At 37.5% G+C, this 23,330-nt stretch carries 26 protein-coding genes; 20 read left to right on the top strand and 6 right to left on the bottom strand.

Translation table 11 applies throughout. The features are described 5' to 3' along the window. Positions 1-79: 79 nt before the first annotated feature. The 7 genes from prfA (at position 80) to QUE72_RS11765 (ending at position 6,873) form a co-directional block, all read left to right on the top strand. On the top strand, positions 80-1,168 hold the full coding sequence (gene prfA, locus QUE72_RS11795) for a peptide chain release factor 1 (RefSeq protein WP_286269199.1): 1,089 nt from the start codon (positions 80-82) through the stop codon (positions 1,166-1,168). Between the two features lie 9 nt (positions 1,169-1,177). Next, positions 1,178-2,038, top strand: a complete 861-nt coding sequence (gene prmC, locus QUE72_RS11790; protein WP_286269198.1) for a peptide chain release factor N(5)-glutamine methyltransferase — start codon at positions 1,178-1,180, stop codon at positions 2,036-2,038. Positions 2,039-2,061: 23 nt separating this feature from the next. Then, positions 2,062-2,427, top strand: a complete 366-nt coding sequence (locus QUE72_RS11785) for a SirB2 family protein (protein ID WP_074496351.1) — start codon at positions 2,062-2,064, stop codon at positions 2,425-2,427. Positions 2,428-2,490: 63 nt separating this feature from the next. After that, the gene (locus tag QUE72_RS11780) at positions 2,491-3,297 is read left to right on the top strand and encodes a tetratricopeptide repeat protein (RefSeq protein ID WP_286269197.1); all 807 of its coding nucleotides are present in this window, start codon (positions 2,491-2,493) and stop codon (positions 3,295-3,297) included. A gap of 61 nt (positions 3,298-3,358) precedes the next feature. Beyond that, entirely contained in the window at positions 3,359-4,630 is a 1,272-nt protein-coding gene (locus tag QUE72_RS11775; RefSeq protein WP_286269195.1) for a DUF819 family protein, read from the top strand. A 16-nt stretch (positions 4,631-4,646) separates the two neighbouring features. Then, the gene (gene kdsA, locus QUE72_RS11770) at positions 4,647-5,489 is read left to right on the top strand and encodes a 3-deoxy-8-phosphooctulonate synthase (RefSeq protein ID WP_286269193.1); all 843 of its coding nucleotides are present in this window, start codon (positions 4,647-4,649) and stop codon (positions 5,487-5,489) included. A 496-nt stretch (positions 5,490-5,985) separates the two neighbouring features. After that, positions 5,986-6,873 carry a TolB family protein gene (locus QUE72_RS11765; protein WP_286269192.1) on the top strand — a complete coding sequence of 296 codons (888 nt, stop codon included), beginning with the start codon at positions 5,986-5,988 and terminating at the stop codon, positions 6,871-6,873. Here the strand turns inward: QUE72_RS11765 and QUE72_RS11760 are convergent. After that, on the bottom strand, positions 6,870-7,010 hold the full coding sequence (locus QUE72_RS11760; RefSeq protein WP_286269190.1) for a hypothetical protein: 141 nt from the start codon (positions 7,008-7,010) through the stop codon (positions 6,870-6,872). The two genes, QUE72_RS11765 and QUE72_RS11760, sit on opposite strands and share 4 nt — an antisense overlap. On the opposite strand from QUE72_RS11760, the gene QUE72_RS19040 reads away from it, so the two are divergent. After that, positions 6,967-7,326: a GFA family protein gene (locus tag QUE72_RS19040; protein WP_456126208.1), complete on the top strand. Its 360-nt coding sequence runs from the start codon at positions 6,967-6,969 to the stop codon at positions 7,324-7,326. The genes QUE72_RS11760 and QUE72_RS19040 overlap by 44 nt on opposite strands. Positions 7,327-7,553: 227 nt before the next feature. Here QUE72_RS19040 and QUE72_RS11755 read toward each other — a convergent pair whose 3' ends face one another. Next, a complete protein-coding gene (locus tag QUE72_RS11755) occupies positions 7,554-8,636 on the bottom strand; it encodes a beta propeller repeat protein (protein WP_286269188.1) in 1,083 nt (360 codons plus the stop codon). Positions 8,637-9,072: 436 nt separating this feature from the next. Here QUE72_RS11755 and folK point away from each other — a divergent pair, with 436 nt between their 5' ends. The 6 genes from folK to QUE72_RS11725 all read left to right on the top strand — a co-directional run bounded on the left by folK (position 9,073) and on the right by QUE72_RS11725 (position 13,584). Then, a complete protein-coding gene (gene folK / locus QUE72_RS11750; RefSeq protein ID WP_286269187.1) occupies positions 9,073-9,576 on the top strand; it encodes a 2-amino-4-hydroxy-6-hydroxymethyldihydropteridine diphosphokinase in 504 nt (167 codons plus the stop codon). Between the two features lie 472 nt (positions 9,577-10,048). Continuing rightward, positions 10,049-10,426 carry a dihydroneopterin triphosphate 2'-epimerase gene (gene folX, locus QUE72_RS11745; RefSeq protein WP_074499506.1) on the top strand — a complete coding sequence of 126 codons (378 nt, stop codon included), beginning with the start codon at positions 10,049-10,051 and terminating at the stop codon, positions 10,424-10,426. Further along, positions 10,423-11,061, top strand: coding sequence for a GTP cyclohydrolase I FolE (gene folE / locus QUE72_RS11740; protein WP_074499507.1), 639 nt, complete (start codon positions 10,423-10,425; stop codon positions 11,059-11,061). The genes folX and folE overlap by 4 nt, the downstream gene beginning before the upstream one ends. Further along, positions 11,058-11,783: a dihydromonapterin reductase gene (folM, locus tag QUE72_RS11735; protein ID WP_286269181.1), complete on the top strand. Its 726-nt coding sequence runs from the start codon at positions 11,058-11,060 to the stop codon at positions 11,781-11,783. Before folE ends, folM begins: the two co-directional genes overlap by 4 nt. A gap of 60 nt (positions 11,784-11,843) precedes the next feature. Then, positions 11,844-12,617: a class I SAM-dependent methyltransferase gene (locus QUE72_RS11730; RefSeq protein ID WP_286269178.1), complete on the top strand. Its 774-nt coding sequence runs from the start codon at positions 11,844-11,846 to the stop codon at positions 12,615-12,617. A gap of 226 nt (positions 12,618-12,843) precedes the next feature. Beyond that, positions 12,844-13,584: a PEP-CTERM sorting domain-containing protein gene (locus QUE72_RS11725; protein ID WP_286269177.1), complete on the top strand. Its 741-nt coding sequence runs from the start codon at positions 12,844-12,846 to the stop codon at positions 13,582-13,584. A gap of 230 nt (positions 13,585-13,814) precedes the next feature. Here QUE72_RS11725 and QUE72_RS11720 read toward each other — a convergent pair whose 3' ends face one another. Both QUE72_RS11720 and QUE72_RS11715 read right to left on the bottom strand, forming a co-directional pair. After that, complete coding sequence (locus QUE72_RS11720; RefSeq protein WP_286269174.1) at positions 13,815-14,993, bottom strand: IS4 family transposase; 1,179 nt, start codon at positions 14,991-14,993, stop codon at positions 13,815-13,817. Between the two features lie 216 nt (positions 14,994-15,209). Then, complete coding sequence (locus QUE72_RS11715; protein WP_286269176.1) at positions 15,210-17,330, bottom strand: winged helix-turn-helix domain-containing protein; 2,121 nt, start codon at positions 17,328-17,330, stop codon at positions 15,210-15,212. A gap of 194 nt (positions 17,331-17,524) precedes the next feature. On the opposite strand from QUE72_RS11715, the gene QUE72_RS11710 reads away from it, so the two are divergent. Then, positions 17,525-18,781 (top strand): alpha/beta hydrolase, encoded by a 1,257-nt coding sequence (locus QUE72_RS11710; protein ID WP_286269175.1) that lies wholly within the window; start codon positions 17,525-17,527, stop codon positions 18,779-18,781. Between the two features lie 213 nt (positions 18,782-18,994). On the opposite strand, the gene QUE72_RS11705 is transcribed toward QUE72_RS11710, so the two are convergent. Continuing rightward, complete coding sequence (locus QUE72_RS11705; RefSeq protein ID WP_286269174.1) at positions 18,995-20,173, bottom strand: IS4 family transposase; 1,179 nt, start codon at positions 20,171-20,173, stop codon at positions 18,995-18,997. A 384-nt stretch (positions 20,174-20,557) separates the two neighbouring features. On the opposite strand from QUE72_RS11705, the gene QUE72_RS11700 reads away from it, so the two are divergent. From QUE72_RS11700 to QUE72_RS11680, 5 genes are all read left to right on the top strand, one after another. Then, on the top strand, positions 20,558-20,893 hold the full coding sequence (locus tag QUE72_RS11700) for a zinc ribbon domain-containing protein YjdM (RefSeq protein ID WP_074495725.1): 336 nt from the start codon (positions 20,558-20,560) through the stop codon (positions 20,891-20,893). Positions 20,894-21,133: 240 nt separating this feature from the next. Next, on the top strand, positions 21,134-21,463 hold the full coding sequence (locus tag QUE72_RS11695) for a helix-turn-helix transcriptional regulator (RefSeq protein ID WP_074495718.1): 330 nt from the start codon (positions 21,134-21,136) through the stop codon (positions 21,461-21,463). 106 nt (positions 21,464-21,569) lie between these two features. Further along, entirely contained in the window at positions 21,570-21,875 is a 306-nt protein-coding gene (locus QUE72_RS11690) for a putative signal transducing protein (protein WP_074495716.1), read from the top strand. A gap of 45 nt (positions 21,876-21,920) precedes the next feature. After that, entirely contained in the window at positions 21,921-22,232 is a 312-nt protein-coding gene (locus tag QUE72_RS11685; RefSeq protein ID WP_074495710.1) for a hypothetical protein, read from the top strand. A 60-nt stretch (positions 22,233-22,292) separates the two neighbouring features. Beyond that, complete coding sequence (locus QUE72_RS11680; protein WP_286269171.1) at positions 22,293-22,745, top strand: GNAT family N-acetyltransferase; 453 nt, start codon at positions 22,293-22,295, stop codon at positions 22,743-22,745. Here the strand turns inward: QUE72_RS11680 and QUE72_RS11675 are convergent. After that, positions 22,742-23,323, bottom strand: a complete 582-nt coding sequence (locus QUE72_RS11675) for a class GN sortase (protein WP_286269169.1) — start codon at positions 23,321-23,323, stop codon at positions 22,742-22,744. The genes QUE72_RS11680 and QUE72_RS11675 overlap by 4 nt on opposite strands. Positions 23,324-23,330 lie beyond the last annotated feature (7 nt).

Raw genomic sequence — 23,330 nt, 5'->3', positions numbered from 1 at the left:
TCGCGCAATTCTCAGAGAAATTATTCAATAAATGGTGCAAGCACACCGTTTAATCAACGTATCAAAAGATAGAAGTTTCATGAAAAAGTCAGTTTACGAAAAACTAGAAGGGTTAGTAGAGCGTTTTGAGGAAGTTCAAGCGCTATTGTCTGATCCTCAGACCATTGCCGATCAAGAAAAATTTCAAGCATTATCCAAAGAGTTTAAGCAGTTAGATGAAGTGACAGAAGTTTTCAATCGTTATAAATCAGCACAAGACGATTTCGCTGCGGCTGAAGAAATGCTAAAAGATGAAGACCCTGATCTAAGAGAAATGGCTCAAGACGAATTTAAAGACGCTAAAAAAGCCGTTGAAGCATTAACAGACGAGTTACAAATTTTATTACTGCCACGCGATCCAAATGACGATAACAACTGTTTTGTTGAAATTCGTGCGGGTGCAGGTGGAGACGAAGCTGCTATTTTTGCGGGTGATTTATATCGTATGTATACTCGTTATTGCGAGTCTAAAGGCTGGCGTATTGAAGTAATGAACATGAACGAAAGTGAGCAGGGCGGCTTTAAAGAGATGATCTTTAAAATAGCCGGTGAAGGCGTTTATGGCCAAATGAAGTTTGAATCAGGTGGACACCGTGTTCAACGTGTTCCTGAAACTGAATCTCAAGGCCGCGTTCATACATCTGCTTGTACTGTCGTTGTGCTACCAGAAATACCCGAATCTGAGGCGATTGAAATTAACAAAGCGGACTTACGCATTGATACGTTCCGCGCATCAGGTGCAGGTGGCCAGCACGTTAACAAAACTGATTCAGCCATTCGGATTACCCATATTCCAACGGGACTAGTGGTTGAGTGTCAAGATCAGCGCTCTCAACATAAAAATCGTGCACAAGCTATGTCAGTATTACAAGCGAGACTTCAAGCGGCAGAAGATGAGAAACGTCGCAGTGAAGAAGAAGATTCGCGTCGAAACCTCGTTGCAAGTGGCGATCGTTCAGAGCGTATCCGCACGTATAATTATCCGCAAAGTAGAATGACAGATCACCGTATTAATTTGACGTTATATCGTTTAGCAGAAGTTATGGAAGGCAGTCTTGGTTTGGTGTTAGACCCTATTCTACAAGAATACCAAGCTGATATGCTTGCTGCGCTTTCTGATAGCCATTAATCCACTTATATGGGTGAACTAACTACCTTTACAATACAGCAAGCAATTGAACACGGTAGACATTTATGTTCTAGCGTTTCTGACTCAGCTAAATTAGACAGTCAGGTGTTGCTTGCGTTTTGTCTTGAAAAACCAACCAGTTATTTGTTTACTTGGCCTGAAAAAACGTTAGCGAATTCACAGCAACTATTGTTTGAATCGTTAGTGGTGCGAAGGGTTAATGGTGAGCCAATTGCGTATATAACCGGTGAAAAAGAGTTTTGGTCATTACCGTTAAAAGTTTCACCCGCAACCTTGATTCCTAGGCCAGATACAGAAGTATTGGTAGAGCAAGTGTTGTTAAATCATAAAGCAAAGAGTTGTCGTTGTTTAGACTTAGGAACGGGAACGGGCGCTATCGCTTTAGCGTTAGCAACAGAGAAACCAAATTGGCAAATAGAGGCGGTAGACTTTCAAGAAGAAGCTGTTGAACTTGCTTCAGAAAATGTTGAGCGGTTTGGTTTACAAAATGTTTCTGTTTATCAAAGTGACTGGTTTGCTCATATTGATCAAGCGACGCGTTTTGATATTATCGTAAGCAACCCACCGTATATTGATAAAAATGATCAACACCTGTTAGAGGGGGATGTAGCATTTGAGCCAAAAAGTGCGTTAGTGGCTGAAAAAAATGGTCTTTCAGATATTCAAAAAATAGTATCAGATGCGCGACGCTATTTAATGTCAGGCGGGTATCTGTATATAGAACATGGCTGCGATCAAGCATTTGAGGTACAAAGCATTTTTTCAGCATTTGATTATCATCATATTCAAACCGTGAAAGATTATAACAATAACGATCGAGTCACATTGGCTTGTTACCACAATAAATAAAATAATATTTAAGGAAATTATACATGTTTAAGCATTTACATATGACATTGGCGGCGATCAGTATTTCGTTATTTACCATTCGTTTTGTATGGACACTAATAGGCTCTAAGCAATTAGACAAAAAATGGGTAAAAGTAACCCCTCATGCCGTTGATACGTTGTTATTAATTTTTGGTATTGCGTTAATGGTTCAAGTTGGCTGGAATCCGTTAGAGCATACTTGGTTAGCTGAGAAATTATTAGCAGTAGTTGCCTATATTTTTACCGCTTATTACACCTTAAAATTGGCAAGAAATCGCTTAATGCAATTTATTGGCTATTTCGGTGCGATTGGCTGGATAGTACTTGTTGTACGATTAGCACTAACAAAAGATAATATTATATTTTAGCCGTATAACCGCTGTTTTATTAATATTGCGCCCGTAAGTTTTTATAGGATAAAAGAAAATTTAATGAATGATTTGTTGTTGTCAGAAATCTGTTCTGAACAAAGTGATTTATTATCATTGTTGGTTTTAATTGAAAAGTATGTTTTTGACAAGCACGCTAGTAACCAATTTGAACGTGTCATCGCGCCCGTTGTAGATACTTGCCAAGACGCTATTGAGGGCATAGATGACACAATGGCGCAAGCTGAATGTTTAATCAATGCGTTGTATGTTGATGAGTTGTTTATCGATAAACAACGTTCTGCTTGGCCTGTTCTTTCTTGTGTTATTGAAAGTGCAATAGCACACAGAGTATTGTCTCCTGTGGTAAAGGCTGCCGTTATTCTACACATTATTAATCGTTGTCAGTTAGAGGCTGAAATCGTTTATGTACCTGAAAGTGTGATGGTTAGAATTATATGTGATGATGTTTATTCAATCATTTTTGACCCCATTACTGGAGAGTCTTTGAATTGGGAAGAACTAGATAGGCGATTAGACGGTTTACCTAATGAACCTCATAGTAAATATCTAGAGCCAATGGATAAAAGTAGTACTATCGTTGAGCATTTAACATTATTAAAAAATAGCCTAATTAGCGAATCGAAATTTGATCAGGCGTTAAAATGTGTTGACTTATTATTAGCAATAAAACCAGAAGACCCCTTTGAAAGACGCGATAGAGGTTTTTTGCTTCATCAACTTGACTGCTTTAAAGTGGCTTATGATGATTATCAGTACTTTGTTCAGCAATGTCCTAAAGATCCTGCAGCGCAATTATTAAAGTTACAACTCGATAACATAAACTTAGGCGAGACCGTGCTACACTGATCGCTATTAAAACAATAACAAACAAATAAAAATAACAAGACAAACAAATTGGAGATTAATTATGTTTGCCGACCCTACAGTAGCAGATGCTGCACACGCACCATTATTAACAAACGACGCAACTATTCTGGGTATTTTTGCCTTAATGTTAGGTTGGGTATTTTATACGTCAAATAGCCAGTCGCCTTTTTGGAAAAAGTTTTATGGGGTAGTTCCTGCCGTATTGCTTTGTTACTTTTTACCCTCACTTTTGAATACGTTCGATATTATTCGTGGCGAAGACTCAAACCTTTATTATGTTGCTTCAAGATATTTATTGCCTGCTTGTTTAGTCTTACTGACAATTAGTATTGATATTAAAGCGATCAAACGTTTAGGAAGTAAGGCGATTATTTTATTTTTTACCGGTACGGTAGGTATTGTTATCGGTGGTCCGATAGCGTTATTAATCGTATCAGCAGTTGTGCCTGAACTTATAGGTGTATCAGGACCAGAAGCTGCATGGCGCGGTATGACAACAGTTGCCGGAAGTTGGATAGGTGGCAGTGCAAACCAAGCAGCGATGAAAGAAATTTATGGTGCAGGTGACGCTATTTTCTCAACCATGGTAACGGTTGATGTAATTGTTGCAAATTTATGGATGGCGGTACTGCTAATAATGTCAGGTAGAGCAGCCTCTATCGATAAAAAGTCGGGCGCAGATGTTAGTGCCATTAATGAATTGAAAGAAAAAGTTGAACAATTTCACGCCAAGCATTCACGTATTCCCAGTTTAGCCGATTTAATGATTATTGTTGCTGTTGGTTTGGGCGTTACAGGCTTTGCGCATTTATTTGCTGATATTGTTACTCCGTACTTTGTAGAAAATCATCCGACGTTAGGTAAATTCAGTTTTCACAGTAAATTCTTTTGGATGGTTATTTTTGCTAGTACCGTTGGTATTATTCTTTCCTTCACTAAAGTTCGTAATTTGGAAGGGGCAGGTGCCTCGAAAGTAGGTAGTGCATTTCTTTATGTATTAATCGCAACCATAGGTATGAAAATGGATGTGAGAATGATTATGGATACACCTTTGTATTTTGTCATCGGTGCTATTTGGATGATTATTCATGCTTCATTAATGCTCATTGTGGCGAAATTAATTAAAGCGCCTTTATTTTATATGGCGATAGGTAGCCAAGCCAATGTTGGCGGCGCGGCATCGGCACCGATTGTTGCCTCTGCATTCCACCCATCTCTTGCACCGGTAGGTGTATTATTGGCTGTACTCGGTTATACCTTAGGAACCTATATGGCATGGCTATGTGGTCAATTTTTACAAGCAGTGGCTTAAGTATTAGGATATTAAAATGACAATTGAACAAGTTAAGGTTGGCGAGATTACTGTCTCCAACAACAAGCCCTTTACATTATTTGGTGGAATGAATGTGCTTGAATCTCGCGATTTAGCGATGAGCATAGCTGAACAATATGTTGAGGTAACAAACAAATTAGGCATTCCTTACGTGTTCAAGGCATCGTTTGATAAAGCTAATCGTTCTTCAATTAATTCGTATCGTGGGCCAGGTATGGAAAAAGGCTTACGAATCTTTGAAGAAATCAAGAATACTTTCAAAGTACCTGTGATCACCGATGTACACGAACCACACCAAGCAAAGCCTGTTGCAGATGTAGTCGATATTATTCAACTACCTGCGTTTTTAGCCAGACAAACAGATCTTGTGATCGAAATGGCAAAAACAGGCGCGGCAATCAACGTGAAAAAGCCGCAATTTCTAGCGGCACATGAAATGAAGCATATCGTGACAAAATTTGCTGAAGCGGGTAACGAGCAAGTTATTTTATGTGAGCGTGGCAGTTGCTATGGTTACAATAATTTGATTGTTGACATGCTAGCGATGGATGAGATGAAAGCCATGGCTCCGGTTATTTTTGATGCAACCCATGCTTTACAAAAACCAGGTGGCAGAAGTGATTCTGCTGACGGTAGGCGAGCACAGGCGGCACAATTAGCACGTAGTGGAATGGCATTAGGAATTGCAGGGCTTTTCATTGAAGCACACCCTGATCCAGACAATGCTAAATGTGACGGTCCTTGCGCTTTGCCTTTAGATAAACTTGAACCTTACCTTAGTCAAATGAAAGCAATTGATGAGTTAATTAAAGGTTTTCCTCCTTTAATTACCGCCTAAATTTACAATAAAGACAAAAAGGGGTCAGGTACATTTATTAAATGTACCTGACCCCTTTTTTCCTTGACCCCTTTTTTCCTTGACCCCTTTTTTCCTTCGTTTCCTTTAGTAGGAGGGCGCATGTAGATCCAAATGGTCAATGCAACAGTTTTACTAACATACTGATTTGCATTGGAAGCTCTCATGAAACGATCAAAACGAACATTTACACAAGATTAGAGGGCTCTGGAAGAGTGAGGTATAACAAACGATCTAACAGAGGTTATCAGCTCATGCCATGCAATATGAGTTCGTAAGCGTCACCTCATCATCTGCTCAATCGTTAATCGGGTGTTATATGTGCTTAATAAGCTTTTGATCGCAGTCAGTGAAAAATCATCTAAAAATCATAAGGGGGTCAGGTATTCTAAACCCAGTTTAGTTAAATTGAACGCTTATTCAACCGCTTTTAAACTTAAGCAAAATAATTCGCTGGCTTCAAAATAAGGAATAATTTATGAAACCGATTTATCCTTCAATATCTCTATTACTTTCTCTGTTGATAATGAGTGGCGAAAGTCGTGCTCAAGATAACGTTCAAGTGCTCGATAGCTCTTATACCATAGCCTATACTTCAAAGGGCGTTGTCAAAATTTATTCAAGTGATAAAGAAGGTATATCAAATATTAAAAGTATAAAGACAAAGGGGGATTACTTAGCTTTATCTCCTGATGGAAACACATTTGCTTTTCGCATATACCTTGATGGTGGAAAGACTTGGTCTATTTATACAATGAACATTGATGGTACGAATATTGAACGATTAACTCATGCTAAAAATAAATGGGATAGTGCACCTGCATGGACTCCCGATGGGGATAAAATTGCTTTTGCGAGAGAATACAAAGATTCGGAAGGTGTTTGGCAGGCAGAAATTTGGATTATGAATTCAGATGGTAGCGAAAGGACTCAAATAAAATCATTAAAAGGGAGTAATCCTTATTTTACTCCCGATGGGAAAATAGTCTTTTCTTCTGAACATAAAGATAAAAAAAGTGAGATTAGCATAGCCGATTTTGATGGTAGCAACGTTATCCACTTGACGAATAATGCTGCTGAAGAGTGGCACCCTGACGTTTCTCCTGATGGTAAGCAAATCGCTTTTATGTCGAACAGAGATGGAAATTATGAAATTTATGTAATGAATATAGATGGCTCTGATCAAAAACGATTAACATTTAATAATGCGGGTAACTGGCACCCATCTTGGTCTCCAGATGGTGTTAAAATAATTTTTTCATCGTCCAGCACAGATAAAGAGTCACATATTTATATGATGAATAAGGATGGTTCTTCAGTACAAAAGATTATCTCTCATGGTAGAAAAGGGATATTTCAGCGTTAGCCAGAATCAAGTAATGAACCAAATAACATTGCAGTAAGGGCGAGGCCAAAAGGTGGCTCGCCTTCTTGAGGTTTTAAAAAACAAGGAGATGACATGATTGAAGCGACTTGCCATTGTGGAAATATAGCAATAACCACAAATAAATTACCAGAATCAGTAACAAGTTGTAATTGTTCTATGTGTTATCGTATTGGTGCTTTGTGGGCATATTACGCAGCGAATCAAGTAATAATAAAACAAGCATCGAAAAGTACTGTATATCTATGGGGTAATAAACTACGTTCGTATCATTCGTGTTCGTTTTGCGGGTGTATCACTCACTACACACAAATACGGGATGATGGTACAAATAGAGTTGCAATAAATACTAGAATGGTAAACTCAGATATTCTTAAAGCAGTTAATATTAGATATTTTGATGGTGCGAACACATTTAAATATGTCGAGCAATAAAGCACTTAACAAGAGACCATCGCGCCAATAGTTAATTTAAATAATAGCGCTTCCCATAATACCCCATTGATTAACATCGAATTTAATATCATTACCTTTCTAATGTGACTAAATCACTCATATCTTAGATAGTTTCTATTTTAAGGAAGATAACTTAGGTTTTAATGCTTCATCGTAATGAACAATTATTTATGCGAATTGGTATTAAATTCAGCATTTGCCAAATACTATTCAAACGTTACTTTCACCACTCCATTATTATACAAGCCAATGTAGATGACGGTTTTTCCTGCATTTTCAACCGCTAACATACTTCTAACACCACCTTTGAACTCTTGTTGTTCATAGGTATACGATTGCCAAGTTTGGCCATCGTCTTTGCTCATTTCTAAAATTAATGGTTGCACATTATCGCCTTTATCCCAGCCAGCGGTGTATATAACATTATGATCGTTTGGATCAAAGACTGGTGAAAAATGAAAACGATAGTCTTGCTCCGTGAGCAATGGCAGCCAAGTTTCACCATAGTCATTAGAATGAACAATACCACCTTCACCACTGGCGACAATACGCTCGTTATTTTTAGGATCATATAAAATTTGATAAATTACACTGGGGCTAGGTAAATATTCATTAATAGCTTGGCCATGCATAGTTAGCTCATAGGTTTCGGTATTAAGCTGGTCTAAAATTGGGCTCTCAATACCGTTTTGTCCACCATACCAAACATCTTGTTTCTCCGGATGCAATAAGATAGAGCCTAACCCTGTACCGAGTGAGCTCCATTGCCCCTCTTCTACAGTCCATGAGCGTCCTACATCTGAAGAGCTAGCTAAAACATATAACCCTGTCGCGTATAGTTTTTGTTTTTCATTATCATAAGCCAAAGTCCGAGCCACTTCACCGGATGAAAAGTCGCCACCAAAGTTATTGTCAAACTGTTGCCAAGTTACACCTGCATCGGTACTTTCAATTAAAAAACCCTGTTCATTTTGTTTAATACTCGCCACCCAATGTGTGTCACTAATCGCTACCATCGCTAATACGTGGAAACTTTTGTCAGTGATGATTTGCCAGTTAGTATCATATCGATACAACCCCTGATCAGTTAACGCGAGTAATTGTCCATTAATCTGCATTAACTTTTCGACTTTATGCCGCTCTAAGCCAAGCTCAGTAAATTTAGGGGTTAATGGCGTTTCTGGTTTGTCAGGCACGATAATAGCTTTATTACTTGAGCTTGAATTACAGCCAATCATGAATGATGCTAAAGTAGAGAACAAGATAAACGATACAACGTTTTTAAACATGATAATCCCTTAATTATAAATGATGTTATAAGTTACAGAGGTTACCAAAGTTGAATCTTAATAATTGTAACTGTATGTAATCAAAGTAAATATAAAAGACATTAAATTACCGCTATCGTAACGAAATATAGAATAATAGTCTTATAAGCTGAATGCGATTATGTAACATATATTTTCATTAGTACTGCAATTTATTAGCCTCAAGAAAAGTACGGTTAAGTATTGCATTGTGCATTGATACCTCTTCTTGAAACAGGTATTAACTTTTCGCTTAAATGCAGGTATTTAATCTGGCAGTATTGAGCGGCAACAGCATTTATATGCATTAGTGATTTACAGAGGTTGTAGCCGGATTAAAGACGTTTAAGCATGAATTATTCTGTTTTCATGTGATAATAGTCACTTGTTGTATTTTTTAATAGGTAGAAAAATCGTTATGCCTAGAGTTTATCTAAGCCTTGGTAGTAATATTGATCGTGAGCAGCACATATCGCGTGCTCTTGATGCGCTCGATAAACATTTCGCGCCATTGATAGTTTCCCAAGCATATGACTGTGAACCTGTGGGCTTTATCGGTGATAACTTTTTAAATTTAGTGGTGGGTTTTGACTGCGATTGTGCAATTGCTGAGATCACCACTATTTTGAGAAAAATAGAAGATGACAATGGCCGAGTAAGAGTAGGGCCTAAGTTTTCCTCTCGAACCTTAGATATTGATATTCTTACGTATGATGATCTTATAGGCGATTTTAACGGTGTTACATTACCGCGTGGCGAAATTACCGAAAATGCTTTTGTACTGTTGCCTCTTTCAAATATTGCGCCGAATGAAGTACATCCTCAATTACAGAAAACCTATCAACAGCTCTGGCAACAGTATGATAAACAGTATCAAAAATTATCGGCCATAGAGTTTAATACCAATTCGCATAAAGATTAAGTCAGTTCAGAGCGATGTTAGAGGTGGGAGAATAAGCGAAACGTGTGCAGGTATAGTTGTTCTACATCAAACACGTTTTGCGCAATTATCGCGCCTCTAATACGCTCCCAAAGGGCGAGTTTAAACGCTTCATAGCCTGTGTTGTTGATTTTGAAAAGGACGCTACAAGGATGTAGCTTATTAGAGAACGCAGGAGCACGTTCTCCTGAATAACCATTCTCTGCAATCAACGCCGTGCCTCTAAAGCGTTTAATTCTCGCTGAATGACCGAATATTTATGCGAATTGGTATAATTGGTAACCGAAAAAATAATCGTTAAACAGATAGTGCTGCATAGATAATATTGCTTTAATACAACACTTAACGTGTTTAGTAATTTAAATTCAATATTTTTATCATTAATAGGTGAACCCTAAATTGCCTTTATACGTATATACTTACGATTAAAAAGAATAAAAAACAGGTCAGGTTTATGAACAACAATGCCATTATTACTATTACCAATTTACGGTTAAGAACCTTTATTGGCTTTAATGAAGAAGAGAAAAACAAACAACAAGACATTGTTATTAATGCAGAGGTACATTACCCGGTTAGTAAACTCTGTTTAAATGATAGCGTTGAAAGTGCACTAAATTATAAAACAATTTGTAAAGATATTATTAACCACGTTGAAAGTGGTCGTTTCTTATTATTAGAAAAATTAACCAGTGATGTATTAAATATTTGTGTTAATCACCCGTGGGTGAATTATGCAAAGGTTACCATTGATAAACCCCATGCGTTACGTTTTGCGGATTCGGTGTCGCTTACTTTAAGCTATCAAGCAGAGGAAGGGGGCATATTATGATCAGCTATGAAGCAGCGTTAGTTCGAGATACGTTAATTGCCAGAGGTTTAGAAACGCCCATGGTAGTCACTGAGTTAACTAGCGAAGAAAAATACACACGTCTAAAAGGCTTATTTACTGAGGTGGCTAACACGATTGGTTTAGATTTAACTGATGATAGCCTTGCTGAAACGCCGCATCGTATTGCTAAAATGTATATTCATGAAGTTTTTTCAGGTTTAAATTATGAAAACTTTCCTGCCATTTCAGTTATAGAAAACAAAATGGCTGTTGATGAAATGGTGAAGGTGACCGATATTAATTTAACGTCAACGTGTGAACATCATTTTGTGACGATAGATGGCTTAGCGCAAGTTGCCTATATTCCTAACAAAAAGATTATAGGTTTGTCGAAAATTAATCGAATTGTGCGTTTTTTTGCTCAAAGACCTCAAGTGCAAGAGCGTTTAACGCAGCAAATATTGGTGGCAATACAAACATTAACGGAGACAGATAATGTTGCTGTATCGATTAATGCGACACATTTTTGCGTTAAATCTCGAGGTATCATGGATGTGAATTCTAAAACTACCACTACCGCTTTAGGCGGCATATTTAAAACAAATCCTCAAACACGTGCGGAGTTTTTATCGTGAGCCAAGTTGTCTTAATTACTGGAATTGGTAAACGATTAGGTTTAGCGCTAGCAAGTCATTTTTTAGCACAAGGATATCAAGTCATTGGTACTTATAGAACAGCGTACCCTGTGCTAGATGAACTAAAACAACAAGGTGCTGATCTATATCAAGTGGATTTTTACCAACAAACACAAGTAGATAATTTTATCGCACAGCTTAAACAAAAGTATACCTCGCTGCGAGCCATTATTCATAATGCTTCTGATTGGTTACCTGATAACGCGCAAAAGGAGGATGTGCAGTATTCTGCTGCTGACATTATGCAGAAAATGATGACAATTCATGTTGGCATTCCTTATCAATTAAATTTAGGGTTAAAAACGTTATTGAAAAACTCAGATATCGGCGGGGCAGACATCATCCATTTAAGTGATTACGTCGCGGAAAAAGGCAGTAAAAAACATATCGCTTATGCGGCAAGTAAAACGGCAATGAATAGCTTAACCTTATCTTTTTCTGCACTGTTAGCGCCTGATGTTAAAGTGAATTCAATTTCTCCCGCGTTATTGAAGTTCAACGAAGGTGACGATGATGCCTACCAAAAAAAGGCGCTTGCAAAAGCACTGCTGCCTAAAGAAGGTGGCTTTGATGAAGTAATACAAGCCGTTGAGTTTATTTTTAATAGTCAATTTATGACGGGCAGAAATATGCAATTAGACGGTGGTAGGCATTTAAAATAACCGCTAAGCCGCTACTATTTTACCTTATTCGTTGTTAAGTACCACTTCAGGATATTTCATATGGATTATTTATCAATAAATAGAAAAGCGTGGGATGATCGTACCGAGATTCACGTAAATTCAACGTTTTATGATGTTAATGCCTTTATAAGCGGCAAGTCTTCACTGAATGAAATTGAGCTTAACCAAGTAGGTGAAGTTAAAGGGAAGTCATTATTACATTTGCAATGTCATTTTGGTTTAGACACATTGTCGTGGGCCAGAAAAGGAGCGATTGTCACCGGGGTTGACTTATCTACCAAAGCCATCGTGCAAGCGAATAAACTCAACAATGAACTTGGCTTAAATGCGACTTTTATAGCTTCAGATATTTATCAATTTTCTGATGAAAATACCAAAAAATACAATATTGTGTTTACTTCTTATGGTGTGCTCTGTTGGTTACCTGATCTTGATCGTTGGGCGCAAACGGTAGCAAAAGCATTATTGCCAGGTGGTGAACTCCACTTGATAGAGTTTCACCCAACAATTGATTTACTGACTGGCTATTCATATTTTCCTCGAACAGAGCCTGATGTTGAAGCTGAAGAAACGTACACAGAAAATAGTGATGGTGTTAAATCTACGATAGTGACTTGGCCACATGCATTCAGTGAAGTGATAAATGCATTGATATCTGCTGGTTTATTTATTGAGCAAGTAAATGAGTTTCCTTATAGCCCTTATAATTGCATTGAAGATTTAGAATATGTTGCTGAGCAAGGGTATCAGTTGCTACATAAAGGCCAACAAGTACCATTAATTTATGCAATAAAAGCGCGTAAATTAGCATAAATTTTTGATGGTTTGGGCATACTAATCGTTTAATGTAATCAAATTTGTTTCTTGTGAGTTGGCTTTTTATGTCGAATTTTTTTACATTCTTGGTAGGGTTCGGGAGATGTGTTCGGATAAGTATTTGACTTTAATGCTTTTTATTTTTAAGGTGTGGTTCTTGCTTTTGTACTGCAGTACAAATTTAACTTTTATACACTACAAAAAAGCTGTAAAGGAAAATATAATGTTTTTTAAAAAAATACTGACTACTTCATTGCTTGTTTTAGCGTCTACGGGTGCAACTGCAAATGTTATTTACCAAGAAACGTTTGATGGTAATGGTAATACTTGGAACACGGTAGATAATAGTGCTGATGTAGGGGTGACTAATAATTCAGGTGCTATTTATACCCAATTTGGTGGCTATAGCGACACTTTTGGAAACGGCTTTACGACGAGTCTAGATATATATTTAGATATAGACGCATGGGATATCGGCCAAGGGTTTGATTTTACTTCAGCGGTAAACGATCAGGCGGGTAATCATCGTCGTGATTTTATTTTTCATGCGGGTAAAACAGCCAATAATGGCTTTGTAATTAACAGTTCAAATAATACTGACTTTATTTATAACGAATATAAATTAATTTCAGATAACAGCTTTTTCACTGTAGGTTCAAGTGGTTGGTATACTTTTGAACATAACTTTTATGATCTCAATGGCTTTTTAGCGGTTGATTTTAACGTATACGATAACAATCAAGGGCTATTATTCAGCGAAACGCGTTCATCAACTGCTGATGATATTGCAACGACAATTGGTGGCAATCGTTATGGTTGGTTTACTTATACCAATAATAACTTAACCATTGATAATGCAACATTAACTAGAGCTGACCTTGCGGCAGATATTCCAGAACCGTCTACGTTAGCGTTATTAGCACTTGCTCTATTAGGTGGCGTATCACGCCGCTTGAAAAAATAGAATACTTTGTAGAAACCTATTTTGAAAAAAGGGCAAATTTTGTCCTTTTTTTATAAGTGAAAATCACAATACTGGTTAGGGTCTGTTGATCTTTCGCGTTTATTTTTACAGCAGTTTATGGGGATTTAGACAAGGCATTGCGATTAATGTGTGGTTATTCCACATGAAAAAGCAATAACGACGTATAAATGACAAAAAACGCTGCCCTTTGGGCTGACGGATCCCCATTTTTATATAACTGAACATATTTGATAATAAGCTAAAAAGTTTTCTCGACTTTTCTGTAGATAGTGATTTTTAATTTTGTGGAGTCTATGCCGAATTACTTGCTTCGCCAATGTAAGAAACGATAGAACTCTGCGGTGTTTTATCGTATTAGCCTGAAACATTATTTGCCAATTGCGCTGCTCCGCTTCAAAGCCAACAAACCAAAGTAATAGACTGGCTAAACATGCAATTAAGCACAAGGCACTCATTCGCCTTACGCCTTGTGTTTTACTAAACCGCCACGAAAAGCCATATTGTTGGCTTTTGTCATCGCGAAAGTTTTGCTCAATTTGCATCCTTTTACTGTACAACTTAATTACTTGATCACTAGTGAGTGTATTATCTGATGTTGCGAGTAACCATGGCTCATGAGCATGCCGTCGATACATGCGAGTATCTTTAGTAAAACGGCTATTCCCTTTTCGTCCTTTGTATTTTCCTTTGTACAAATGGAGAAATGCATCACATGCTGTTGGACTGTGTTGAGTAACCCTCGCTTTGCCAAGTCGAGTTGGTTGACAGCTCGCTCCCTGATGAAAGGCAGGGAGTTTTTCCCAAGTATTTTTACCTTCTAACTTACATGTCATCGTGCCTCTGAGACGGCCAATAAAGTGCCATCCTAATGAACGGACTTTAGTATACCAAGGAGTAAGAAAACCACCATCTGACAAAATATAAACGGACCGGTGTTCACCAATAACTTGAAGGAGGTTGTCTAAAAATCTGGCATTGGTTTCTGGCGTATCAAAATCTTTTAATTCAACAACCATGTTGTAAAGCACTAAAGAACGGCCGTCAACGAGTAAACTCGCTCTAAGCAGGTGGTAATCTGAACGACAACAACCACTCCAGTCCACTGCAATGGCTAAATAAGGCAAGTTGCTAATGATTGGTTTGGCCAACGAAGCGTATATTTCAACTTGTTGGTTAAACAAATGCTCGTTATTAAGAAAACGATCAACCCTTTTTATTTTATGCTTAATGTTCGCACGTCCAGCTAAGTAACGCCCCAAACTTGTTAAGGTTAATCTATCAGACGCTATAAGTGCTTCAGAGCATGCTTTAAGTGTCTTCATTCTCGCTTGATTGAAATTCGATAAGGACTTATCAAAGAAGTTATGGCAAAGTAAGGATTCAGGCATAGCATTTTACTCTTATTTTTGTTTTGGCGAACTAATAAGATCATAAAATGTTGTGCTTGTCATTTTTTGGGGATTCGTCAGCCCTTTGGGTTCAATTAAACGCTATTTCTTCATCGTTGTTCGCAATTGACATGGCATAACCATGCGACATTGCTCACGCCTTGAACAAAAAGCGTTTAGTTCGAACAACATTTAATCTGGAAAGATTAACAGACTCTAATAAATTTCGACAATATCTTTTTTGTCGGTAACAACTTGTGTGGCTAAAATTTGATAATTTTTTATGTCTGTTAAGGCGGAAAGGTAGCTAGCTTTTTGATTAATCACGCTGAATTCATAGTTATCTAAACGATAACGCCAGAGATGACCGTGCTTATTTACTGAATAAATATTTTGCTTTTCAAGTAAAAACTCTTTCCGAGCTGATTGGTTTTTGAGCGTTGTTAACTGTTTTTTAACGTGGTCATCTTTTTGCCAAAATTTGTTATTGTCATCCAATAAAATCAAGTTGCCGTTTAGTGTGTATTGAGCCCAGCGAACCGGTTCTGAGAACAAATTTGTAAGCTTACCTGAGTTTAATGATAATAAAGATACATGGTTTTTATCATTGTTAAATGAGGAAACTAATACTTCGTCATCAGTTATCCATTGATACACTTTGGTAACCGAATGCGGGTAGTTTAATTTGCTTGCTGTGCCATCTAAATCTATCAGCCAAAGTTGACGATTATTGGCAACGATTAATTGAACACCCTCAGGGTGCCATTGAAAATTGCTTAATTGACTGTCGATAGGAAAGAAAGTGAGCTGTTTAACGCGATTTTTTTGACCAAGCCAAATCTGTGCTTGACCTGACCGATCAGAAACAAACGCAATTTGCTCACCCAAAGGCTGATATTTACCGCTGTGCTCTTGTGCAGTACTTCGAAAAAGACTGGGGAAATCTGTTGTTACTTGATTGATTTGACTTGGTTGAACAGTATCAGTATTTGTAGGTGTTAAGCTGACTTGTGCAACATCATTATCTAATCGCCCTCTACTCGCCAGAAGGGTAGTACCATCTGGCGATAATGCATACTGATGAGTGTTTATAAAGGGTAATTGTTGAAAATGGTTTATCGAGCCATCGTCATGTAATGTATATATATTTTTCCCAGTTGCAAAAAAGTGTGATCCTTTTCCATCATACGCGAAAGGTCTAATGTTGTTGTGAGCGTTGAAAGATTGAGGCAATGATATGCGTGTACTGTTAATAATATCACCGGTTATTGAAATGATTTCTCGCCAGTGTTGGTTGCTTTTATCTTTAGATAATACAACGAATTGTTGTTGCGCTGCTAAGTAATCAAAATAATAAAGTTGTTTGTTTTTAGGGTTATAAATATCAACGCTATTAGCTGCATTGAGCATGTATTTAGCGAGACGCCAAGTTTCATTTTTACCCCGTAATATCGCGATGCTACCGTTATCTAACCATGTTGGGTAGTTAAGTTTTCCTTGTCGACAATTCGCTAACTCAATCGGTGCCTGAGGTGACGAAAGTGCAGCATCAAAATCTAAAGACATTATTTTCCAACATTGTTTTTGATTTTCTTCTTTTTGGGGTTGGGTGCAAGCGTTTTTAGCCAAAAATATTAACTTTTTGCCGTCAGATGAAAACCTGTGTGGTCCGTAAAAGTCAGTGGATTTTGTGAGTTGAATTTCTTCTTTTGTCGCGTTATCTATCGCCCATATATTGTTATTACAGCGGCCATCATAGCGATGAAAGACAAGGTATTGACTATTTGGGGCATAACTAGGGAATTGTTCTTTATAGTCTGAGTGAGTGAGTTGTTTGATGGTTGAGAAGGCCGGAGTTCGCTGTTCAATGTTTTTGATAAATGCGACCAAAGCCAACATTATTAACAATGCTAAAGCTGAAATACGTAAAGACTTTTGGCTTATTATCTTGTTATTTTTCTGGCTATTTATCGTTGCTTGTTTCGGCGATAACGCAAAGTGATCTTCTGCAATATTAACAGGAAGTTCTAAGCAGTAGCCTTTCTTAGTGTGGGTTTTTATAATGGCTTGATTATCGCCCGAAATAACAAGTACTTTTCTTAATTGCGTTATGCAACGCTGTAACGAGTTGGGCGAAACGATGGTATCTGGCCAAACTTGATCAATGATATAATCTGTTTTTAATACTTCACCTTGCTGCTTGGCAAGAAGTTGTAATACAGCAATAGTTTTCGGTGGAAGAATGTGTTCTTCTTGAATACCACCCTCTTGTTGGACGATGATTAAGTTTCGCTGAATGTCGACGTAAAACTGACCGATGAAAAATTTTGTCGGCATTGAAAGTAAATCTCATTATCGATGATAAGTTAACATTATATCCTTGTTTAAAGAATTTCAATAATTCTTAACTCATTGATTTATAAATATTCAGTGAAAAGTCAGTATTTTATCATCAGTGCTTCAGGTAATTTGAATACCGTTTTGTCATATTATTCTCGAATAACAATTACATAATAATCACGAGGAAGAATATGACATTTACATCTGCGTTCAGTGCTTTAATTGGCGTATGTTTTTTGCTTATCGCAACCGTCGCACAAGGCAATGATAATGCTGAAAACCAGCTCACTTATGGATTCACGTTAGATTTTGAGTCTGACATTATTGAGGATAAAATTCCTTTAAATATATACCTGCCAGCAAATTTTGATACTGTCTCTGAAGATTTTCGTTACCCGATTATTTTTATCAATGGCTCGCACGGTAATCGTTTTTTTCATACCTTAACAGGCATTGTAAAGCACTTAGCCAGTGTTGATCGTATGCCCGAAAGTATTGTTGTCAGCTTAAACTATAGTGGACACTTCCCCGATACTTATACCAACGGAATGTGGCCGAAGCGTGAGGTAATATCCGGTTATGGTGATGCAATGAAATATCAAGCAATGTTGGAGCAAGAGTTATTTCCATACCTTGAAAAACATTACCGTGCAATGAATAAACGCTCGATTATCGGTGTGTCTGGGGCATCACTATTTCCTTTGTATAGTATACGTAGTAAACCAGCGCTTTTTGATAACTATATTTTTCTTGCTGCGAGTGACATGTTGGGTATGAGCTTTAATCAAGAAACTAAGCGTCCGTTTAGTGAAACAATACCTATGCAGTTAGAAAAGGAGCTTAATGGGCTGGTACTTTTTGCCGTAGCGGATGATGATTTAGAAGGTAAGCCTGATTATATTAATAATCATAAAACCGTGTTAGAAAACTATCAAAAACTAGCTAATAAGCAAGGTAAGTTGATTACGCATGTGTTTGATAACGAACGTCATTATGATGCTTTTATCAAAACTTTGTTATTAGCTTTTGATACGTTATACCCTGAAAGCCTTTGGGCACCTAAATACCGTGAACTTGTGGCTCAAAAAGGGGATGCATTAACGAATATTGATCATTATTATCAAAAAATAAGCGAGGATGTTGGCTTTACCGTATTACCAAACCCTGTCCGTTGGAACAGTGTTAATTCTCTTACATTTATTGTTAGTCATTTAATTGAATTAGAGCGATTCAAAGAAGCTGAAACGGTGGCGTTGCGATTGGTGCAATATACGCCTGAAAACGTATCAAGTTACCTTGCATTGGCGCGAGTGTATGAAACATTAAATAACTTATCGTTAGCTTTAGATACATTAGCCCAAGCGAAAAACTTAGCAAGTAAAACTGATCATTGGCAGTTTGATAAAATTGTTCAATCTATTGAACGATTATCAACGCTTCAAGAATAAATGTTTGGTTAATAAATCAGTAAGTTGGTACGTGTATCAATTATTAAAAAAACACCTTATACCAATTCGCATAAAGATTAAGTCAGTACAGAGCGATGTCAGAGGTGGGAGAATAAGCGAAACGTGTGCAGGTATAGTTGTTCTACATCAAACACGTTTTGCGTAATTATCGCGCCTCTAACACGCTCCCAAAGGGCTGACGGATCCCCATTTTTATATAACTGAACATATTTGATAATAAGCTAAAAAGTTTTCTCGACTTTTCTGTAGATAGTGATTTTTAATTTTGTGGAGTCTATGCCGAATTACTTGCTTCGCCAATGTAAGAAACGATAGAACTCTGCGGTGTTTTATCGTATTAGCCTGAAACATTATTTGCCAATTGCGCTGCTCCGCTTCAAAGCCAACAAACCAAAGTAATAGACTAGCTAAACATGCAATTAAGCACAAGGCACTCATTCGCCTTACGCCTTGTGTTTTACTAAACCGCCACGAAAAGCCATATTGTTGGCTTTTGTCATCGCGAAAGTTTTGCTCAATTTGCATCCTTTTACTGTACAACTTAATTACTTGATCACTAGTGAGTGTATTATCTGATGTTGCGAGTAACCATGGCTCATGAGCATGCCGTCGATACATGCGAGTATCTTTAGTAAAACGGCTATTCCCTTTTCGTCCTTTGTATTTTCCTTTGTACAAATGGAGAAATGCATCACATGCTGTTGGACTGTGTTGAGTAACCCTCGCTTTGCCAAGTCGAGTTGGTTGACAGCTCGCTCCCTGATGAAAGGCAGGGAGTTTTTCCCAAGTATTTTTACCTTCTAACTTACATGTCATCGTGCCTCTGAGACGGCCAATAAAGTGCCATCCTAATGAACGGACTTTAGTATACCAAGGAGTAAGAAAACCACCATCTGACAAAATATAAACGGACCGGTGTTCACCAATAACTTGAAGGAGGTTGTCTAAAAATCTGGCATTGGTTTCTGGCGTATCAAAATCTTTTAATTCAACAACCATGTTGTAAAGCACTAAAGAACGACCATCAACGAGTAAACTCGCTCTAAGCAGGTGGTAATCTGAACGACAACAACCACTCCAGTCCACTGCAATGGCTAAATAAGGCAAGTTGCTAATGATTGGTTTGGCCAACGAAGCGTATATTTCAACTTGTTGGTTAAACAAATGCTCGTTATTAAGAAAACGATCAACCCTTTTTATTTTATGCTTAATGTTCGCACGCCCAGCTAAGTAACGCCCCAAACTTGTTAAGGTTAATCTATCAGACGCTATAAGTGCTTCAGAGCATGCTTTAAGTGTCTTCATTCTCGCTTGATTGAAATTCGATAAGGACTTATCAAAGAAGTTATGGCAAAGTAAGGATTCAGGCATAGCATTTTACTCTTATTTTTGTTTTGGCGAACTAATAAGATCATAAAATGTTGTGCCTGTCATTTTTTGGGGATTCGTCAGCCCAAAGGGCGAGTTTAAACGCTTCATAGCCTGTGTTGTTGATTTTAACAAGGACGCTACAAGGATGTAGCTTATTAGAGAACGCAGAGCACGTTCTCCTGAATAACCATTCTTTGCAATCAATGCCTTGCCTCTATCCCTTTTATTTCTCGCTGAATGACCGAATATTTATGCGAATTGGTATTATTGTATACTGGTAGGCCTATTTTAGCTGTCTATCAGTATATCAAGTTCATTAATCATTATTCGCATAGCGGAGAAAAATTTATTAGAATATTTGTTTTTTCAATAGTGTGATTTTCTATGTCTTTTCCTCCTTGTCCTCGTTGTACCTCAGAATATGTATATCAAGATCAAAACAATTTAATATGCCCAGAGTGTGCTTATGAATGGAATCCTTCTGAGCAGGCAGATGAAGACACTATTAAAGTGAAAGATGCAAATGGCACTTTGTTAAGTGAAGGCGATAAAATCACAGCAATAAAAGATTTAAAAATTAAAGGCAGTTCACAAGTGATAAAAATTGGCACTAAAGCTACCATTAAACAGATTAAAGATGCTAAAGATCATCAATTAGACTGTAAGGTCGACGGTGCCGGTGAAATGATGATAACTGCTAAGTTTGTTAAAAAGGCATAGCCCGTAAGTTGTTAGCATGAAATATTTTGCCTAGCGGCAAAGTGTTAAAAAAACGAGATTGATTAATAGAGATATGTAGATGTGCTAAATGTTTCTAGCTTGTTTTTATTTTTACTCTTGATTATGTGAGTATTGTACATTCACGACGCAATGATGACGTTAAGATGTCGTATTGATGACGTATCAAATAAAAGGCTTTCCTTCGATAATTATTTCAATATTTAGCGCGGAGGAACAGTAATGGAAATGAAATTAGATAACGTAAAACTAAAACAATACAGAGAAGCAAAAGCTTGGAGCCAATCTCATCTTGCCGAGGTTAGTGGTATTAGTTTAAGAACAATTCAGCGTATTGAAAAATCAGGTGTAGCCTCACCTGAGTCGGTTAAATCTTTATGTGCTACTTTTGATGTGCAACTAAATGAACTGTTAATGTGCAATGAACATCAAGAGCGAGTAGTACCATTTTCTTTAGCGACAATAAAATATAAAGTGGCTAAAACGGATATAAAAGCAACGCTTGTTTCATTTTGTATTGCATTCATTATAGCTTTTGTATTAACGAAGTAGGCACCAGTAATTCTATTGATATCGCTTTGAATTATACGATGTATCAATGCAGTAGGTATTAAAAGCATCATGGCTGCTGACAGTAAAGTTTAAAGAGTTATCAATCATGAAAAGGGTTTATACCAACGAACATAGTTTTCTTGTAACTAGAATGAAAGATCTCATTAGTGCCCAAGGTATCGTCGTATTTCTAAAGAATGAATATGCTCAAGGTGCTATGGGAGAAATAGCGCCATTAGATTGCTGGCCTGAACTCTGGGTGGTCAATGATGAAGATTATGAACGGGCGATTGGGCTCGTCAACGTGAACCAAAAGAATAAACATGCTGATGATTGGATCTGTAATAACTGCACAGAAAAAAATGACGCATCGTTTGATATTTGTTGGAATTGCCAACAAGAAAGTTTATAACACTGAGCTTAACAAACAATAATAATGGTTATGTAGGAGGGAAGAATGAAGTTTCTTAATTTCAAAGAAAAAATGGTGGTTTGTGTGTGTTGGCTAGCCACTTTATTGATGTGCGGCTCAGGCGTATATCAATTTACTCAGGACAGTTTATCAGCGCTGGAGCTAACCAATATTATCGGTGTTAGCTTAATGTTTTTTGGTCTTGGCTTAGCCCCCAAAATATTTTTTACGCCAATAAAACAGTTGTTTTCTACCACATATAAATTAGAGGCCTTAGTGAATGATAAACTACAGCAAGGCATTGTTATTAGCGGTCTTTCAATCTCGATGTTTGCGTTGTTTGCACAGATAATGTGATCAATACGTTGTCTTTAATTAACGAAACTAAGGTCTGTTATATTACTATGATGCAGTGAGATGATTGAAGCATTAGCACCAATAAATGAGCGTATTGCTCAGCAAATCCATCGTACTTTTCAGCGCTCTTATTTGATAGAGGCGCAATTAATTGGCGTCAGTGATTTTCCTCCGCTACAGCGTTCTATTGAAGATATTGCCCATTCTAAAACGCTATTTTATGGCTTTTTTGATAATAGTAACCTTGCGGCTGTTATTGAAGTTAGCTTTGCTAACAAACATTTAGCCATTGAAAGTTTAGTGGTTGATCCTGATCATTTTAGAAAAGGCATCGCTGGTAAATTACTGACGTTTATTCTAGCGCATTTTAGCTATCACTCGGTAAGCGTGGAAACGGCTGTAGTGAATATTCCTGCGATAACGTTATATCAAAAGTTTGGCTTTGAAGAGCGTAAACGTTTTACGCCATCATATGGCATTGAAAAAATTGCCATGGCGTTAGCAGCACCTTAAACATCTGCGCTGTTATTACCTTGCTTTTGTAACGTTGCCTGTATTACATAACGCCATTGAGTATTAGGCGATAATGAATCAAATGGGTAGCAGGTGATTAAGGTCAGGGTGTCGTTATTGCTTGCAGCGGTAACGCTCATGTCTTGTTCGTGTACGATGCTAATATCGATGATTTGATAGGTAAACTTACCCCTGAGTGTTTCTACGGTTAAAGTATCATTAAAAGTCAGGTGTTCAAGTTGTGCAAAATGGGTATCACGATGACCGGCTATGACAGTATTACCCACCTCCCCTGGTAGCGGTGTGCTACTCATATGTCCAGGGCCAAAGGCTAGCGTTCTTCCTGTCACGCCTGCTAACAAGTAATAACGTTTTTTTTGCAAGGATATTTTAGCAACTGGATAAGTATCCGCCCATGACCACGGTGGCTGTTGTTTACCTGTTGATAATGTTGCGGTCCAAGCGTTTGCAATTAACCATTGTGCAAATATTGCTTTAGCGTGTATGTACATACTTGACGCAAAAAATAAAGCACTAATGAAACAGCAGGTAACAATTATTGCTTTGTGTTTGTTCATGGTTAGT

Source organism: Thalassotalea hakodatensis, assembly GCF_030295995.1.
Taxonomy (GTDB): domain Bacteria; phylum Pseudomonadota; class Gammaproteobacteria; order Enterobacterales; family Alteromonadaceae; genus Thalassotalea_C; species Thalassotalea_C hakodatensis.
The sequence above is the reverse complement of the archived record's forward strand: the minus strand, read 5'-3'. Positions and strand labels throughout refer to the sequence as shown.